The sequence below is a fragment of the Maritimimonas sp. 2210JD6-3 genome, from assembly GCF_056591795.1.
The window spans coordinates 45,116-59,419 of record NZ_JBWQOJ010000011.1 but is presented as its reverse complement, the minus strand read 5'-3'; the positions used below and the strand labels follow the sequence as shown (position 1 = coordinate 59,419).

At 31.7% G+C, this 14,304-nt stretch carries 19 protein-coding genes; 16 read left to right on the top strand and 3 right to left on the bottom strand.

Going from position 1 to position 14,304, the window contains the following annotated elements; translation table 11 throughout:
• Positions 1 to 92 precede the first annotated feature (92 nt).
• Genes AC1EUY_RS07020 through AC1EUY_RS06995 form a run of 6 tightly spaced genes read left to right on the top strand, consistent with a single transcriptional unit; the run spans position 93 to position 4,139 of the window.
• Positions 93 to 683 carry a hypothetical protein gene (locus tag AC1EUY_RS07020; protein ID WP_480194801.1) on the top strand — a complete coding sequence of 197 codons (591 nt, stop codon included), beginning with the start codon at positions 93 to 95 and terminating at the stop codon, positions 681 to 683.
• A 1-nt stretch (position 684) separates the two neighbouring features.
• Positions 685 to 1,119 carry a nitrous oxide reductase accessory protein NosL gene (locus AC1EUY_RS07015; protein WP_480194800.1) on the top strand — a complete coding sequence of 145 codons (435 nt, stop codon included), beginning with the start codon at positions 685 to 687 and terminating at the stop codon, positions 1,117 to 1,119.
• A gap of 1 nt (position 1,120) precedes the next feature.
• On the top strand, positions 1,121 to 1,408 hold the full coding sequence (locus AC1EUY_RS07010; protein WP_480194799.1) for a cupin domain-containing protein: 288 nt from the start codon (positions 1,121 to 1,123) through the stop codon (positions 1,406 to 1,408).
• Between the two features lie 13 nt (positions 1,409 to 1,421).
• Positions 1,422 to 2,660 (top strand): nitrous oxide reductase family maturation protein NosD, encoded by a 1,239-nt coding sequence (locus tag AC1EUY_RS07005; protein ID WP_480194798.1) that lies wholly within the window; start codon positions 1,422 to 1,424, stop codon positions 2,658 to 2,660.
• Positions 2,657 to 3,364 (top strand): ABC transporter ATP-binding protein, encoded by a 708-nt coding sequence (locus tag AC1EUY_RS07000; RefSeq protein WP_480194797.1) that lies wholly within the window; start codon positions 2,657 to 2,659, stop codon positions 3,362 to 3,364. The genes AC1EUY_RS07005 and AC1EUY_RS07000 overlap by 4 nt, the downstream gene beginning before the upstream one ends.
• On the top strand, positions 3,357 to 4,139 hold the full coding sequence (locus AC1EUY_RS06995) for an ABC transporter permease (protein WP_480194796.1): 783 nt from the start codon (positions 3,357 to 3,359) through the stop codon (positions 4,137 to 4,139). The genes AC1EUY_RS07000 and AC1EUY_RS06995 overlap by 8 nt, the downstream gene beginning before the upstream one ends.
• Positions 4,140 to 4,545: 406 nt before the next feature.
• Here the strand turns inward: AC1EUY_RS06995 and AC1EUY_RS06990 are convergent, their stop codons facing one another.
• Positions 4,546 to 5,922 carry an MFS transporter gene (locus tag AC1EUY_RS06990; RefSeq protein ID WP_480194795.1) on the bottom strand — a complete coding sequence of 459 codons (1,377 nt, stop codon included), beginning with the start codon at positions 5,920 to 5,922 and terminating at the stop codon, positions 4,546 to 4,548.
• A 97-nt stretch (positions 5,923 to 6,019) separates the two neighbouring features.
• On the bottom strand, positions 6,020 to 6,841 hold the full coding sequence (locus tag AC1EUY_RS06985; protein WP_480194794.1) for a M48 family metallopeptidase: 822 nt from the start codon (positions 6,839 to 6,841) through the stop codon (positions 6,020 to 6,022).
• A 56-nt stretch (positions 6,842 to 6,897) separates the two neighbouring features.
• Between AC1EUY_RS06985 and AC1EUY_RS06980 the strand changes: the two genes are divergently transcribed.
• The 5 genes from AC1EUY_RS06980 (at position 6,898) to AC1EUY_RS06960 (ending at position 10,003) form a co-directional block, all read left to right on the top strand.
• Complete coding sequence (locus AC1EUY_RS06980; protein ID WP_480194793.1) at positions 6,898 to 7,764, top strand: alpha/beta hydrolase; 867 nt, start codon at positions 6,898 to 6,900, stop codon at positions 7,762 to 7,764.
• A 3-nt stretch (positions 7,765 to 7,767) separates the two neighbouring features.
• On the top strand, positions 7,768 to 8,262 hold the full coding sequence (msrB, locus tag AC1EUY_RS06975; RefSeq protein WP_480194792.1) for a peptide-methionine (R)-S-oxide reductase MsrB: 495 nt from the start codon (positions 7,768 to 7,770) through the stop codon (positions 8,260 to 8,262).
• Between the two features lies 1 nt (position 8,263).
• A complete protein-coding gene (msrB, locus tag AC1EUY_RS06970) occupies positions 8,264 to 8,662 on the top strand; it encodes a peptide-methionine (R)-S-oxide reductase MsrB (RefSeq protein WP_480194791.1) in 399 nt (132 codons plus the stop codon).
• Positions 8,663 to 8,721: 59 nt separating this feature from the next.
• Entirely contained in the window at positions 8,722 to 9,276 is a 555-nt protein-coding gene (locus tag AC1EUY_RS06965) for a DUF1572 family protein (protein WP_480194790.1), read from the top strand.
• 202 nt (positions 9,277 to 9,478) lie between these two features.
• A complete protein-coding gene (locus tag AC1EUY_RS06960) occupies positions 9,479 to 10,003 on the top strand; it encodes a DinB family protein (RefSeq protein WP_480194789.1) in 525 nt (174 codons plus the stop codon).
• Here AC1EUY_RS06960 and AC1EUY_RS06955 read toward each other — a convergent pair.
• Positions 10,000 to 10,815: a methyltransferase domain-containing protein gene (locus tag AC1EUY_RS06955; RefSeq protein WP_480194788.1), complete on the bottom strand. Its 816-nt coding sequence runs from the start codon at positions 10,813 to 10,815 to the stop codon at positions 10,000 to 10,002. The genes AC1EUY_RS06960 and AC1EUY_RS06955 overlap by 4 nt on opposite strands.
• Positions 10,816 to 10,927: 112 nt before the next feature.
• On the opposite strand from AC1EUY_RS06955, the gene AC1EUY_RS06950 reads away from it, so the two are divergent.
• The 5 genes from AC1EUY_RS06950 (at position 10,928) to AC1EUY_RS06930 (ending at position 14,260) form a co-directional block, all read left to right on the top strand.
• The gene (locus AC1EUY_RS06950) at positions 10,928 to 12,136 is read left to right on the top strand and encodes a DUF418 domain-containing protein (RefSeq protein WP_480194787.1); all 1,209 of its coding nucleotides are present in this window, start codon (positions 10,928 to 10,930) and stop codon (positions 12,134 to 12,136) included.
• A 381-nt stretch (positions 12,137 to 12,517) separates the two neighbouring features.
• Positions 12,518 to 12,655, top strand: a complete 138-nt coding sequence (locus AC1EUY_RS06945) for a hypothetical protein (protein WP_480194786.1) — start codon at positions 12,518 to 12,520, stop codon at positions 12,653 to 12,655.
• A 308-nt stretch (positions 12,656 to 12,963) separates the two neighbouring features.
• Entirely contained in the window at positions 12,964 to 13,215 is a 252-nt protein-coding gene (locus AC1EUY_RS06940) for a type II toxin-antitoxin system ParD family antitoxin (RefSeq protein ID WP_480194785.1), read from the top strand.
• Complete coding sequence (locus tag AC1EUY_RS06935; RefSeq protein ID WP_480194784.1) at positions 13,208 to 13,507, top strand: type II toxin-antitoxin system RelE/ParE family toxin; 300 nt, start codon at positions 13,208 to 13,210, stop codon at positions 13,505 to 13,507. The genes AC1EUY_RS06940 and AC1EUY_RS06935 overlap by 8 nt, the downstream gene beginning before the upstream one ends.
• Positions 13,508 to 13,828: 321 nt before the next feature.
• A complete protein-coding gene (locus AC1EUY_RS06930; RefSeq protein ID WP_480194783.1) occupies positions 13,829 to 14,260 on the top strand; it encodes a hypothetical protein in 432 nt (143 codons plus the stop codon).
• The last annotated feature ends 44 nt before the right edge of the window (positions 14,261 to 14,304 follow it).

Below are 14,304 nucleotides of genomic sequence, written 5' to 3'. Positions count from 1 at the left end.
ATGGTTTGATTATTTTAGTTTGAAAAGGCTGTATTGAAATAATAAATTTTGATTTCTTACAGCCTTTTTGTTAACCACAGAAAAAACAAACAATGAAAAAATCTAAACTATTAATGTTTCTGGCAGCCTTACTTCCGTTAGGATTGTTTCTATTCCCTCTGTGGAATATTACGCTAGAAGCACCTCAATATCCTATTCCACTAGGAATGAATATTCATATCAACGATTTTGCCGATGCAAATCCGCATGATATAAAAAATATCAATCTAATGAATCATTATGTGGGTATGAAATATATACCAGAAGCAATTCCTGAATTTAAAATATTTCCTGCAGGAATAATTATTACTACAATTATAGGATTGATAATAGCTTTTAAGTTCAATCATAAATGGTATTTATATTGGTTTATTTTAATGGTATTATTAAGTACAGCTGGTCTCTATGACTTTTATCTTTGGGAACATGACTACGGTCATAATTTAGACCCAAAAGCGATTATGAAGTTTACAAATCCAGATGGTACCCAAATGGGCTTTCAACCTCCTTTATTTGGCACAAAGAATATTCTGAATTTTACAGCACACTCCTATCCTAGATTAGGAGCATACTTTTTAGGATTGGGTATTATTACAGCATTAATAGCGTATATTTTTGGTAAAAAAGAATTAAACAACAGTTAAAATGAGAAGTGCAGTTTTTCTTTTACTGATTTTTGCATTGATTTCATGTTCAATTAAACCTGCCAAAATTGAGTATGGCAAAGATGCTTGTAACTTTTGTAAAATGAATATTGTAGATAAAACTCATGCTGCTCAATTAGTTACTAAAAAAGGAAAAGCTTTTAAATATGATGCCATAGAGTGTATGCTCAATGATCTTAAAAATAAAGATCAGAAAGAGATTGGGTTATTTTTAATTACAGATTATAAAACACCTGAAAAATTGATAGATGCTACCAAGGCAACTTTTTTAATTAGTGATTCTATACAAAGTCCTATGGGGGCTAATCTTACTGGCTTTGAGGTGAAAAATGACGCTGTAAGTCTGACAAGAAATAATAATAATGGTACGGTTTACGATTGGAGTACTATTCAACAATATTTTTATAATAACTAAAATGAATACAAACTTAATTCAGGAAGCTACTGTAAGTGGTTTACAAGTTTCTAAAATATTTAAAACAGAGACAACAGAAACATTATTAATTACTTTAGAAAAAGGTAAATTGTTTCCTAAGCACACATCTCCTAAAGACACACTATTAGTCGTTCTTCAAGGTAGCATAAATTTTCATATAGAAAATAAAATGCTGGCTCTAGAACAAAATGAAATTTACACATTTTCCAAAGACATTGAGCACTATGTTACAGCTAATGAAAATTCAAAATTTTTAATCATTAGATAATAATAGTAAAGAAATGAATAAGTACTTCTTATATAGTATTTACTTTTTTTTATACATCAATATACAATTGGTTTTTGCTCAAATTCAAGTTTGTAATACTTGCAAGGTCACATCCTTAACGAAAGCAATTTCTATAGCAAAACCTCACGCTACAATTACCTTAAAAAAAGGCGTTTATAATGAACAGAACATTTTAATTGACAAGCCATTAAAAATAGTTGGTGAAAACAATCCTATTATAGATGGAAACAAAAATGGATACATTCTTATTATAAAATCAGACAGTGTTTCTATTTCAGGCTTGACTTTAAAAAATGTAGGTCAAAGTTATACCAAAGACTATGCAGCCATCTATATTTCTAAAAGCAAACATTTTATTATTAAAAACACTACTTTAGAAAATGTATTTTTTGGTTTGCTTGTAGAAAAATCTCACTACGGAGTCATAAAAAATAACCATATCTCAAGTGAAGCTATTGATCAAGCAGGTTCAGGCAATGGAGTGCATATGTGGCATTGCTCAAATGTAGTAGTTGAAAATAATGAATTGCATAATCTTCGTGATGGTATTTACTTCGAATTTGTGACCGAAAGTAAAGTTCTTAAGAATAAAAGCTATAATAATTTACGTTATGGTTTACATTTTATGTTTTCGAATAACGATGAGTACCATAATAACACTTTTACCAAAAATGGCTCTGGTGTAGCTGTAATGTTTTCTAAATTTATAAACATGACAAACAATACATTTTCAGAAAACTGGGGCACAGCATCTTATGGATTATTATTAAAAGAAATTTATGATGCCGAAATTGAACACAATACTTTTGAACAAAACACCACTGGTGTATATACCGAAGGATCAACCAGAATAAATTATAAAAGCAATAATTTTGTAAGAAATGGTTGGGGGGTAAAAATTTCTGGAGCTTGTTATACCAATGTTTTTAAACATAATAATTTTATGAATAATGCTTTTGATATATCATACAATAGTAAATTGAATGATAATTCTTTCAATGAAAATTATTGGAGTTCATATACAGGTTACGACCTTGATAAAAATGGTTATGGTGATGTACCTTACAGACCTGTAAAATTATTCTCTTATATCGTGAATAAAACACCAGAAACTTTGGTATTGTTGCGAAGCTTATTTATAGATATTATTAATTTTTCTGAAAAAGTATCACCAGTTTTTACACCAGACAACTTGCTAGATAATGATCCATTAATGCGACCTGTAAAATGATAGCTATAGAACATCTATATAAGAAATTTGGTAAGGTAGAGGTTTTAAAAGATCTTAATTTAACTATTAAAAGTGGTGGTATTTTTGCGGTACTAGGTCCAAATGGTTCTGGTAAAACAACCCTTATCAAAAGTATTTTGGGGATGGTTATTCCTAATAAAGGTTCAATAAAAATTGATAATGATGGTATCTTAGGCAGACATGAGTACAGAAATGAAATTGATTATTTGCCACAAATAGCAAGCTTTCCTAGTAATCTAACAGTCAAAGAATTGATCAAAATGATCAAGAACTTACGTTCAAAACCAACTTTAGATAAAGATCTAATAGAAATATTTGGTTTAAATACTTTTCTTGATCAAAAGCTAGGAAATCTTTCTGGAGGTACTCGCCAAAAAGTAAATTTAGTATTAACCTTTATGTTTGATAGTCCATTGATAATTTTAGATGAGCCAACCACAGGTTTAGACCCTATTTCATTAATTCATTTAAAAGAAATCATTCAAAAAGAAAAAGAAAAAGGTAAAACCATCTTAATCACCTCTCATATTATGAGTTTTGTTGAAGAAGTAGCAGATGAAATCGTTTTCTTACTTGACGGAAAGACTTATTTTAAAGGAAGTATTCAAGAACTACAAAAAGTAACTAAACAACAAAATTTAGAACAAGCAATAGCTACTATTTTATCTAAAGAACATGCTTAAAATATTAAAATATAGTTTTTATGATCTAATGCGTAGTCGCTGGAGCTACGTCTATTTTGCTTTTTACTTACTCTTAGGTTTTGTACTATTGTTTTTGAATAATAACACTTCTAAAGCTGTAATTACTTTATTAAACATTATTATAGTACTTACACCATTAATAGGTACCATTTTTGGCGTGATGTATTATTACAATTCTCGTGAATTTACCGAATTATTATTAGCACAACCTTTAAAACGCTCTACTATTTTTTTAGGACAATATATAGGTGTATCACTTTCATTATCATTGAGTTTAGTTATAGGTTTAGGTATTCCTTTTTTAGCATATGGTATTTTTCAGTCATCAGAAATATTTAATTTTTTGTCACTACTATTGGTTGGAACTTTTCTCACTTTTATCTTTGTTGCTTTAGCTTTTAATATAGCCTTATCAAATGAAAATAAGATCAAAGGTTTTGGTTTTGCAATTTTATTATGGTTGTTCTTAGCTGTAATCTATGATGGATTATTTCTAATTTCATTAGTCCTTTTACAAGAGTATCCTTTAGATAAATTCTCTTTGGCAGCAACAATGCTTAATCCAATAGATCTCTCTAGAATACTTATACTGCTAAAATTAGACATCTCAGCTTTATTAGGATATACAGGTGCTGTTTTTCAAAAATTCTTTGGTACAAATTTAGGTATGCTTACCTCCTTCTCTATTCTGGTATTATGGGTAGTTTTTCCTGTTTGGAGAATCATACATAAATCCAAGAAAAAAGATTTCTAATAAATTTATCATGATGAATACCATTATTTATCGTATTGTAATGTGATAATTTTATTCAATAAATAGAAATAAAAATCATGAAAAAGCACTTATCCTGACTGACTTTTCAAGTAATTCGAAAGATGCATTAGCATATGCTTTACAGATTTTTAAAGAAAGTTCCCTGTTGTTTTTATATTCTAAACACCTATAATCAAATAGTAGCATCTGATCACTTTGACGTGGCTGCAACCACAAATATAAAAAGTCTTACAAATGCTTAAAGAAAACTCTGAAAAACAACTTATAAGTATAAAAAACTTAAATACACCATTTTAAATAACCTACAGCAGTGCAAAGTAATTTCATAAATGAACATAGACTTGCTACAAACCATACACAAACCCGATAAGCGAAACCTTAATTTTTATTGCACATATTTTGTCTTCTTTAAAAAACTCAACACCACAAAAGAAGCTAAAAAGAAAATTGCTAAAAAGAGCACACTCCACTGCATAGAATCTGTTAACCAAATAAGGGCACCAAAGACAAAAGTACCTAATACAATGGCAATTTTTTCTGTAACATCATAGAAGCTAAAATACGTAGCATGATCTTCTGTTTCGGGTAATAATTTTGAATAGGTAGAACGTGATAATGATTGTATGGCCCCCATTACCAAACCAATCAATCCAGCCAATGAATAAAATTGTATCGCTATATTTTCACTCTCTTTATCGATCATAAATAATACAAAACATACCAAGCCCCAAACAGCAATGGTTATTTTTAACGCTGCAATATTCCCAATTTTATCGGTTAATCTAGAAAAAACATAAGCACCACCAATCGCTACTACTTGTACCAATAAAATAGCTGCGATTAAGTCGCTAGTTGGTAAGTTCAACTCTGAGCTCCCAAAAATACCTGCCATATAAATAATGGTTTGTACACCTACACTAAACAGAAAAAAAGAAATTAAAAAGATCTTTAATTGTGGATACCTCCGTATTTCATTATATACTTTTCTTAATTCTTTAAATCCTTTCTTGATATAATCCTTTTCAGGCTTGCGTTTATAAACATTATTAGGTAAACGTCGGTAGGTAATCTGGGCAAAACCTAACCACCACAACCCAACCATAACAAAAGATATTCTCATAGCTTTCAAAGCAGCAGAATTTTTAGCACTTTTAATAGCTTCGTCGATTTCAGCTTCGCTACCGTTTAACTTTAAACTTTCATCTATACTAACATCAAATCCAAAAAAGCTAGGGAACATCATCATTCCTAAATTTACAAGTAACAAAATTACAGAACCAACATACCCGAACATAAACCCTTTGGCGCTCGCCTTATCTTGCTGCTCAGGATAAGCTACTTCAGGTAAATACGCATTGTAAAAGACAATACTCCCCCAAAAACCAATACTTGCAATAACTGAAAATACAATGGCTACCCAAACGGTAGCTATACTTTCAAAAAAAAATAAACTCATTACTCCCAAAGAACCAATAAGACAAAATGCTTTTAAAAATTTTAATTTATTACCTGTATAATCAGCAATTCCTGATAATATCGGGGAAATAAAAGCTACCACTAACATCGAAAACGAGATAGAATAGCTAAAAAGTGCATCGGGATGCTCCCATTGCATACCTAAAAACGAAACTGTTTTGTCTTTGGTTATAGAAGCATAATAAATAGGAAAAACGGCTGTCGAAATTACTAATGAATATACTGAATTTGCCCAATCATAAAATGCCCAGGCATTGATGAGTTTTTTATCACCTCGTTTAAGCATAGTTAGTTAGAATTAAAAACCGTTCTGCTATGCAGAACGGCTTACAATGTACTAATTTTTAATTTGGAAGTTTAGCATTAAAACCATCTTTTAATGGTTAGTTTGCCATAGTTTGTGCATTCAATCGTTTGGCAATTACTTTTGCTTGAGGTATCCACTCGCGTAATTGTTTAATACGTGTTTGGTTAGAAGGGTGTGTACTTAAAAACTCTGGTGGCGCATTTTTTGCACCAGGTTGTTGCCCCATACGTATCCATACATTTACAGATTCAGCAGGATCATAACCTGCCATAATCATAAATACAACCCCTAGTTTATCAGCTTCGGTTTCATGTTTTCTGCTAAAAGGTAACATAACACCTAATTGAGAACCAATACCATAAGCTTGCATCCACATTTGACGCTGTTGTGGTGATTTGTTAGCTGTAGATAAGGCTACTGCTAAACCGCCTGCTTGTTGTAACATTCCTGTTGACATACGCTCGGCACCATGGCGTGCAAATGCATGCGCCACTTCATGCCCCATAATGGCAGCAATACCGTCTGTATTTTTAGCTATGGGTAAAATACCTGTATAAAAGACTACTTTGCCTCCTGGCATACACCAAGCATTCACCGTTTTATCTTCGATTAAATTAAACTCCCAGCGATAATTATCGGCTGTTTCAGCCATTCCGTTGGCTCTAAGATATCTATCTACAGCAGCCGAAACGCGCTTTCCTATAGCTTTTAACTCATTCGCTTTTTCGGTATTCGACGATAATTTGTTTTGGTCTAAAAAACCTTGATACTGCTGAAAAGCCATGGGTAATAATTGAGCATCGCTCACTAAACTCAATTGTTTTCTCCCAGTAATAGGTACTGTTTTACAACTATAAACTAAAAAAAGAAATCCTACTAATGTTATTATTTTCTTCATAATACTATTCGTTTTTGGTTATCGTAAATATACAAATTTTACATAAATTCGTTCTTATGAATGAAAAATCAAATACTGTTCCAAATAATGCATTTAAAATTCCTGACAGCATTACACGGCTCGGAAAACTATATCAATTATTTTCAACCACAGCAGCAGCGAAATTTGCATTAAGGGTATTTTCCACACCACCAAAATTTAAAACTCCAGAACGAGAAATGATGATGCGAAAAAGCGCAAAAAACATTTCTGAAAAAATTCCAGGATATGATAAAGAATTAATAGTATATGAATATGGATTTTCAAAAACAAAAGTATTATTGCTTCACGGATGGGCAGGTAGAGGTACACAAATGTATGCCATAGCTGATAAGTTACTAGAAAATGGAATGATGGTGATTGCTTATGATGGTTTTGCTCATGGACAATCACAAGGTAAAACAACCAACATGGTTGAGAATATTAAAGCTTTAGAACATATCGCAGAAAAGTATGGTCCATTTGATGCCGCTATTGGACATTCGTTTGGAGGCATTACTTTATTAAACGTACAATCGAAAAAACCAATAGCTAAAAAAGCAATTACAATTGGTATTGAATATTCTACTCATAAAATTTTTGATGATTTTGTTATAAAAATGGGGTTAAAACAAAAAACATCAGATAAAATGAAAGCCATCGTATTAAAAAAATTAAATTTTAATGTGAGTGATTTTGATGCCTATAAAGTTGCGCAAAAGGTTACTATTCCAACCTATGTAATTCATGATACTAAAGATAATGATGTAGATGTAAGTGCTGCATTTAAAATTCGACAAAACCTAAAGAATGGTCTTTTACTTATAACAAATGGTTTAGGACATCGAAAAGTTTTACGAGATGATACCGTCATTCAAAAAATAATAGATTTTATAAAAACATAGAAGATGAAAAATATTTTAACTGTACTAATCGTATTTTTTGTTTTTCTAAGTTGCTCAACTAGTGCGCAAAAAAAAGAGAAAACTGAGCAAAAAAAGAAAAAAGAATATAAGATTACTAAATCAGAATCTGAATGGAAAAATATACTTACACAAGAACAATTTTATGTGTTAAGGCAAGCAGGTACAGAACGACCATTTACTAGTAAGCTCAACAAAAACTATAATAAAGGGATATATGTATGTGCGGCATGTAATACACCTCTTTATAAATCTGAACATAAATTTGATTCTGGAACTGGTTGGCCTTCATTCGACAGAGCAATTAAAAACAGTGTAGAAAAAGATATTGACTATAAAATAGGTTATGCTAGAACCGAATTAAAATGTAATTCATGCGGAGGTCATTTAGGACATTCGTTCGATGATGGTCCCAAAAAGACAACTGGTATAAGGCATTGTATAAATGGTGTAGCTTTAAAATTTATAGCAGAGAAATAAAATGTCAGAAAAAATTATCAAATCTGATAAAGCTTGGAAAGAAGAATTAAGCCCTCAAGAGTATTATGTACTCCGTCAAAAAGGTACAGATAGACCTGGCAACGAAGGTTATACAAAACATTTTGAAAAAGGCACGTATCACTGTAGGGCTTGCAATGCGCAGTTATTCGAATCTGGAAGCAAATATGAATCACATTGCGGATGGCCATCTTTTGATAATGCAATACCTGGCACTATTGATTTTACAAGAGATACCAGTCATGGTATGATACGTACAGAAATAACATGTACCCGTTGCGATGGTCATTTGGGACATATTTTTGATGACGGACCTAAAGAAACTACAGGAAAAAGATATTGTGTTAATACAAGCTCCATAAAATTTGTAAAGTCAAAGTAATTTTTGAATAATATTGAGTAAATTTAGAGCGCTCTGTTTTAAGATGAGGACTCTTTTTTATGCATCAAAATTATATAGATAGTATTCAAAAACAATTGAACTATTATAAAGACTTAGGCGATAAGACTTTTGAGCAATTAGATGAAGAACAATTCTTTTGGCAAACTAGTAAAGATGATAATTCTATAGCTATTATTGTAAAACATATAGCTGGTAACATGTTAAGTCGATGGACCAACTTTTATACAGAAGATGGTGAAAAAGGTTGGAGAAATAGAGATCAAGAATTTATAAATTCATTTACTACTAAAGAAGAAGTTATTACCTATTGGGAATCTGGTTGGCATTGTTTATTTACCATAATAAATACTCTTAAAATAGAAGACTTAGAGCAAATCATCTATATAAGAAATATAGGGCACTCTGTATTAGAAGCTATTAACAGACAACTGTGTCATTACTCTTTTCATGTCGGTCAAATTGTTTTTTTAGGAAAAATGCTCAAAGGAAAAGATTGGAAAAACTTATCTGTACCTAAAGGTCAATCAGAAAATTATAACAAAGAAAAGTTTAGTAAAGAAAAACACCGAGGTCACTTTACTGATGAACTGTGACTTAAAAAAGTTGCAAAATTATCTCTTGTTTGTCTGATTTCTAACAACTTTTTCGATCTCTAGATAAAAAATAAATCACTGCCTCAGCTTTTTATTATTTATATACGATATTTAATGAGCTTTATCCTTGGATGACGTGAAAGAAAACAGTATTACCAGATAAATTAATTTTCTATATCTTTAGTTCTATAAATTATTTCTTATGGATAAAGAAGCGATCGCAGAAATTTTAGAAGCCAAACACCATGAATTATTTGACTGGCTAGAAAATCAGCCAGATGAAAAATGGATACAAGGTCCAGAAGGTAGATGGACAGTAGGACAGCATGCATTGCACCTTTTAAAAAGTATTAAGCCTTTAAATGATTCGTTAAGCATGCCAAGGCTTTTAATGCGTACTATGTTCGGAAAAAATAACAGAGAAGTACGCTCCTATAAAACTGTAGCAGAAAAATATGAGAAAAAATTGTCTGAAAACTTAGAAAATGCAAAAATTTATAATGAAAAGTTGCAACCTCCAAAAATAAAAGATAAGCAGTACATCTTAAACAGGTTAAAAAATGAAAACAAAAAACTACAATATAAAACGCGTAAAATAAAAGATAATGATTTAGATGAGCTCGTACTTCCGCACCCGCTTATGGGTAAGATGGTAGTTCGGGAAATAATAATGTGGACAGCACATCACGTAGAGCATCATACCAAAACATTAAAAAAAGATTACTAGATTTTTCTTGCAATTACTTCACGCATGGTGGGTGTAAAAATAGTAGCACCCGGCATTTTTTCAAGATCTTCAAAAGCAGACAAAGCATCATTCACTTCTTTTTGAGTTAGATAACCTGCAGCAACCAATTTCGGAAAATAGATTGTAAAAAAACTCTTAGGCCAATGCCAGGTAAACTGATTAGGAGTTGCCATTTTAGTTAAAGGCCTAGTATGAATTACTTCATAACCACATTCTTCAAAATAGACGGGTAATTTTCTTCCTACGTCTATATCATTTTGATCACGTAAGCTTTGCAACGCTGCAGCGATTCCTTTTGCCAATGCAGAAATATGAGGTTCGGTCTGTAAGGTTGACCAATCAAAATATTCTTGAGTCACTACTACCCCACCTTTTTTTAATGCGCGATGAAGCTTTGTAAGTACTTCTTTAGCATTAGGAACCCAAGCTAGTGCCCAACGATCATAAACGCCGTCTAAGCTATTTTCAGCGAGTTGCATATCATTAAAATCACAACATTGAGTTTCAATATTTAAGTTGAATTGTTCTGCAACTCTATCTAAAAAATCAATATAGTGCTGTGACTTATCTACACCAATTACTTTACCTTTTTCACCAGCTATGTAAGCTAATTCTGTAGTACAAAAACCAGGCCCACAACCTAAATCTAGAATCGTTTGACCTTGGGTAAAACCAGCTAAATCCCAGCCTCTTATGGCTTCACTTGCCCATACTTGATGTTGTAACCCTAGGCGATGTAATTCGGCAGCTTCGGTGCCCAATATATAGGCATTTGTTTCTTGTTGTGACATAGGCTAAAATTATATTAACTAAATTATAAAATTTTAATAGCACAGTAAAACTTTATTCACGAATGATTAACTTAGACATATAATCTTCTGAAATACAACTAATTATAACCTCATGAACAAAGAAAGAATTCAATCTATCGATGCATTGCGTGGCTTTTCATTAGCAGGAATTGTCATAGTACACATGGTAGAAAATTATATTGGCAGCCTTCCCCCTGCCGATGCCATGGCTGCGGCTAATCAAGGAGTATTAGACGGTATCGTTGAAGGTTTTATATTTCTGTTTATCCGTGGAAAATTCTTCGCCCTATTCTCATTTTTATTTGGTTTAAGCTTCTTTATTCAAATGGAAAAGGGAGCAGAAAAAAATACTCGATTTGAAGGACGTTTCATGTGGAGGTTGTTATTATTACTCATAATAGGTGCTATACACCACCTATTCTATAGAGGCGATATTTTAACCATATATGCCTTATTAGGTGTGTTTTTAATTCCTTTTTACAGCATAAAACCTAAGTGGATTCTAGCACTTGCTGGAATTTTATTTTTAGGTATTGGGCGTTATCTTGTTTTTGCTTTCGCTGGAAATGACTCGCTGTTTTCTGGTGTAGCATTTACTCCAAATAATCCTGCTATTATAAACTATTTCAATAGTATAAAAAACGGAAATCTTATGGAGGTCTTTACTAGTAATGCTACCGAAGGGCATCTCATGAAACTCGATTTTCAATTAGGTGTTTTTGGTAGAGGCTACTTAACCTTTGCTTTCTTTTTATTAGGATTGTATGCTGGTAAATTAAAATTCTTTGAAAGTTTTAGAGAAAATAGAAAGAAACTATTGAAAGGTTTATACTGGTCAATAGGATTATTTCTGTTAACCACTGTTCTCATGAGTTTTCTATTTTCAATAGCTAATAAAGAAGGGCAGTCAAATTTTGGAAATTGGACTTCTATATTTGCCTTAACAGGCTATGACCTTTCAAATCTATTTATGACCTTAAGTTTAATACTAAGTTTTTTATTAATCTATATGAAATTAAAAGGTGAGCGTTTTCTGCAAAAATTTGCTTCGTATGGTAGAATGGCGTTAACCAATTATTTTATGCAAACAATTATAGGTACTGCGATACTCTATGGTTGGGGAATGGGATATCTTGGTGAATTAAGAAATATCTATACCTTTCTATTAGGCATTGTAATCATCATTATACAAATGCTTTTTAGTAAATGGTGGCTGTCACGATATAATTATGGACCTTTAGAATGGTTGTGGAGAAGTTTAACGTATTTTAAAATATTTCCATTTAAAAAGGTTATCTAAAGGAAAGCTAATTTAGTTTGTTTCTTAAAAAAATTTCATCGAAATTCGCTTATCAGTCGATATAATTCATTAGAAAATAACCATATTTTAACGTTAGCTGTAATTCCCCACATAAAGAAATTCTATTAATTTCTTTTGCTAACTTCTTTGCACTTCCGACCTTTATCAAGATCCTATGCAAGGCCGATTTTTAAACTGATGCATCATAGCTCGGGCGTAATTCTGGTTGAAAATGTAAAAGCCTCTGAATTCGTGGTTCAGAGGCTTGTTGATAATTTCAGTGGTGGAACTGATCTCTCAGTTACCCCGTTCAGAATAATTTTCAAATACAATGTTACATTTCCTTAGGATCATTTTTTATAAATCATTAATTTTTTTAGAATGGAAAGAAAAATGAAACTCGCAATGGATGTGGTAAATTTCAATGCAGCAGGTATTGATATAGGAAGTCGATCTCACTTTGTAGCCATTGGGCAAGAACTAGAAGATGTTAAAGAATTTGGGGTGTATGCAGAGTAGCTTATAGAAAAGGAAGGCACTCAGCTGTGAGCGCAACTGCAAGAAAATTAGCCGTAATTATATGGAATATGATTACTAAAAAAATCCAATATCAACCACCAAAACAATACTTATTCCTCGATCAAAAAAGAAAACTTGGAATGATGAAAAGAATTAAAAAACAAATCGATAAATTTGATTTAAAACCTGAAGATTTAGGGTTTAATAAGAGCTTAATAATCAGTAAACAAAATTGACGTTAGTCAGAATTTTGAAAAAAAAATTTGCTGTTATACCAGTTTTTGGTATATTTGAATAAATTATGTCAAATGAACAAAAACACATCAATATCGCTCGGAAATTATTTTGACCAATTCATTCAAAACCGAATAAGTGAAGGAAGGTTTAAAAACGTTAGTGAAGTTATTCGTGCTGGATTAAGACTTTTAGAAGAAGAAGAAAGTAAAGTGATTGCTTTAAAAAACGCAATACAAGAAGGAATCGATAGCGGAATTGCTCTCGATTTTGACCCAAAAAAACATCTAGAATCTTTGAAAGCCAAAAAGCACTCGAATGGCTGAATATAAACTGACCAACAAAGCTGTTGAGGATTTATCGAAGATTTGGGATTACACATTTGAGGTTTGGTCTGAAAAACAGGCTGACAAATATTACGATGAACTGATTTTTAATTGTGAAGAAATTGCGGAAAATCCAGATTTAGGAAAAAACTACAAAGGAATATCAAAGCAACTTCTCGGTGTTAAAGCAAACCGACACATAATATTTTACAGAACATTGGATAAAAATTATGTGGAAATCACGAGAATACTGCACGAAAGAATGGATTTAAAGAAAAGAATAACCGAATAAAAACTGCACACAACGATGCTATTAATTGCTTGGTACGAGCCTGCTTACGAAAATCCTCGCAGATTTTCAGTTTGGTGTGTACTTAAAAATTAACCACTAATCCACGCAACTACTCATAGCTGAGACCGATAAGCGAACTTAGAAAATGCATTCTAAAAAAATTATTTTTTGCGTATTACTACTCATCTATGTGTTAAGCTTTTCGCAAGTTAATTCAAAAACTAGTATCCTTTTTATTGGGAACAGTCTAACCTATACCAATGAGTTACCTTCATTAGTTAAAAAGAAGCCAACAGAAAAGGTAAAACTGTAAAAACAGCATTGGTTGCTTTCCCAAATTATGGTTTAGAAGATCATTGGAGTGATGGAAAAGTTCAAAAACTTATCAAAAAAAATGCGTACGACTTTGTAATTATTCAGCAAGGTCCTTCTTCACAAGAATATGGTAGAACCAGCCTTATAAACTATGGTGAAAAACTGAAAAAGGTATGTGATGCTACAAATACGAAACTTGTTTATTTTATGGTTTGGCCTTCAAAACAGTATTATCACACCTTTGAGGAAGTTATAAAAAATCATACCGATGCAGCAAAGAGAAATAATGCTTTACTAGCACCCGTAGGTAAGGCATGGAAAGCCCATTTTGACAAAACAAATGATTTTTCTTATTATGGTACTGATGGTTTTCACCCTTCCTTAAAAGGTAGTAAAATAGCTGCAAAAGTTATTGTAAAAACCCTCATTTCTGACTAAATTTTCTCTTCACAAATTAGTATCTTTGCCACTTATAAAAAATG

Coding starts and splice junctions, on each gene's coding strand:
- AC1EUY_RS06950 (WP_480194787.1), top strand. CDS start 10,928: ATGAACAAAGAAAGAATTCAATCTATCGATGCATTGCGTGGCTTTTCA.
- AC1EUY_RS06965 (WP_480194790.1), top strand. CDS start 8,722: ATGCATCAAAATTATATAGATAGTATTCAAAAACAATTGAACTATTAT.
- AC1EUY_RS06945 (WP_480194786.1), top strand. CDS start 12,518: ATGGAAAGAAAAATGAAACTCGCAATGGATGTGGTAAATTTCAATGCA.
- msrB (WP_480194791.1), top strand. CDS start 8,264: ATGTCAGAAAAAATTATCAAATCTGATAAAGCTTGGAAAGAAGAATTA.
- AC1EUY_RS07000 (WP_480194797.1), top strand. CDS start 2,657: ATGATAGCTATAGAACATCTATATAAGAAATTTGGTAAGGTAGAGGTT.
- AC1EUY_RS06985 (WP_480194794.1), bottom strand. CDS start 6,841: ATGAAGAAAATAATAACATTAGTAGGATTTCTTTTTTTAGTTTATAGT.
- AC1EUY_RS06990 (WP_480194795.1), bottom strand. CDS start 5,922: ATGCTTAAACGAGGTGATAAAAAACTCATCAATGCCTGGGCATTTTAT.
- AC1EUY_RS06980 (WP_480194793.1), top strand. CDS start 6,898: ATGAATGAAAAATCAAATACTGTTCCAAATAATGCATTTAAAATTCCT.
- msrB (WP_480194792.1), top strand. CDS start 7,768: ATGAAAAATATTTTAACTGTACTAATCGTATTTTTTGTTTTTCTAAGT.
- AC1EUY_RS07005 (WP_480194798.1), top strand. CDS start 1,422: ATGAATAAGTACTTCTTATATAGTATTTACTTTTTTTTATACATCAAT.
- AC1EUY_RS07015 (WP_480194800.1), top strand. CDS start 685: ATGAGAAGTGCAGTTTTTCTTTTACTGATTTTTGCATTGATTTCATGT.
- AC1EUY_RS07020 (WP_480194801.1), top strand. CDS start 93: ATGAAAAAATCTAAACTATTAATGTTTCTGGCAGCCTTACTTCCGTTA.
- AC1EUY_RS06935 (WP_480194784.1), top strand. CDS start 13,208: ATGGCTGAATATAAACTGACCAACAAAGCTGTTGAGGATTTATCGAAG.
- AC1EUY_RS07010 (WP_480194799.1), top strand. CDS start 1,121: ATGAATACAAACTTAATTCAGGAAGCTACTGTAAGTGGTTTACAAGTT.
- AC1EUY_RS06940 (WP_480194785.1), top strand. CDS start 12,964: ATGAACAAAAACACATCAATATCGCTCGGAAATTATTTTGACCAATTC.
- AC1EUY_RS06995 (WP_480194796.1), top strand. CDS start 3,357: ATGCTTAAAATATTAAAATATAGTTTTTATGATCTAATGCGTAGTCGC.
- AC1EUY_RS06955 (WP_480194788.1), bottom strand. CDS start 10,815: ATGTCACAACAAGAAACAAATGCCTATATATTGGGCACCGAAGCTGCC.
- AC1EUY_RS06960 (WP_480194789.1), top strand. CDS start 9,479: ATGGATAAAGAAGCGATCGCAGAAATTTTAGAAGCCAAACACCATGAA.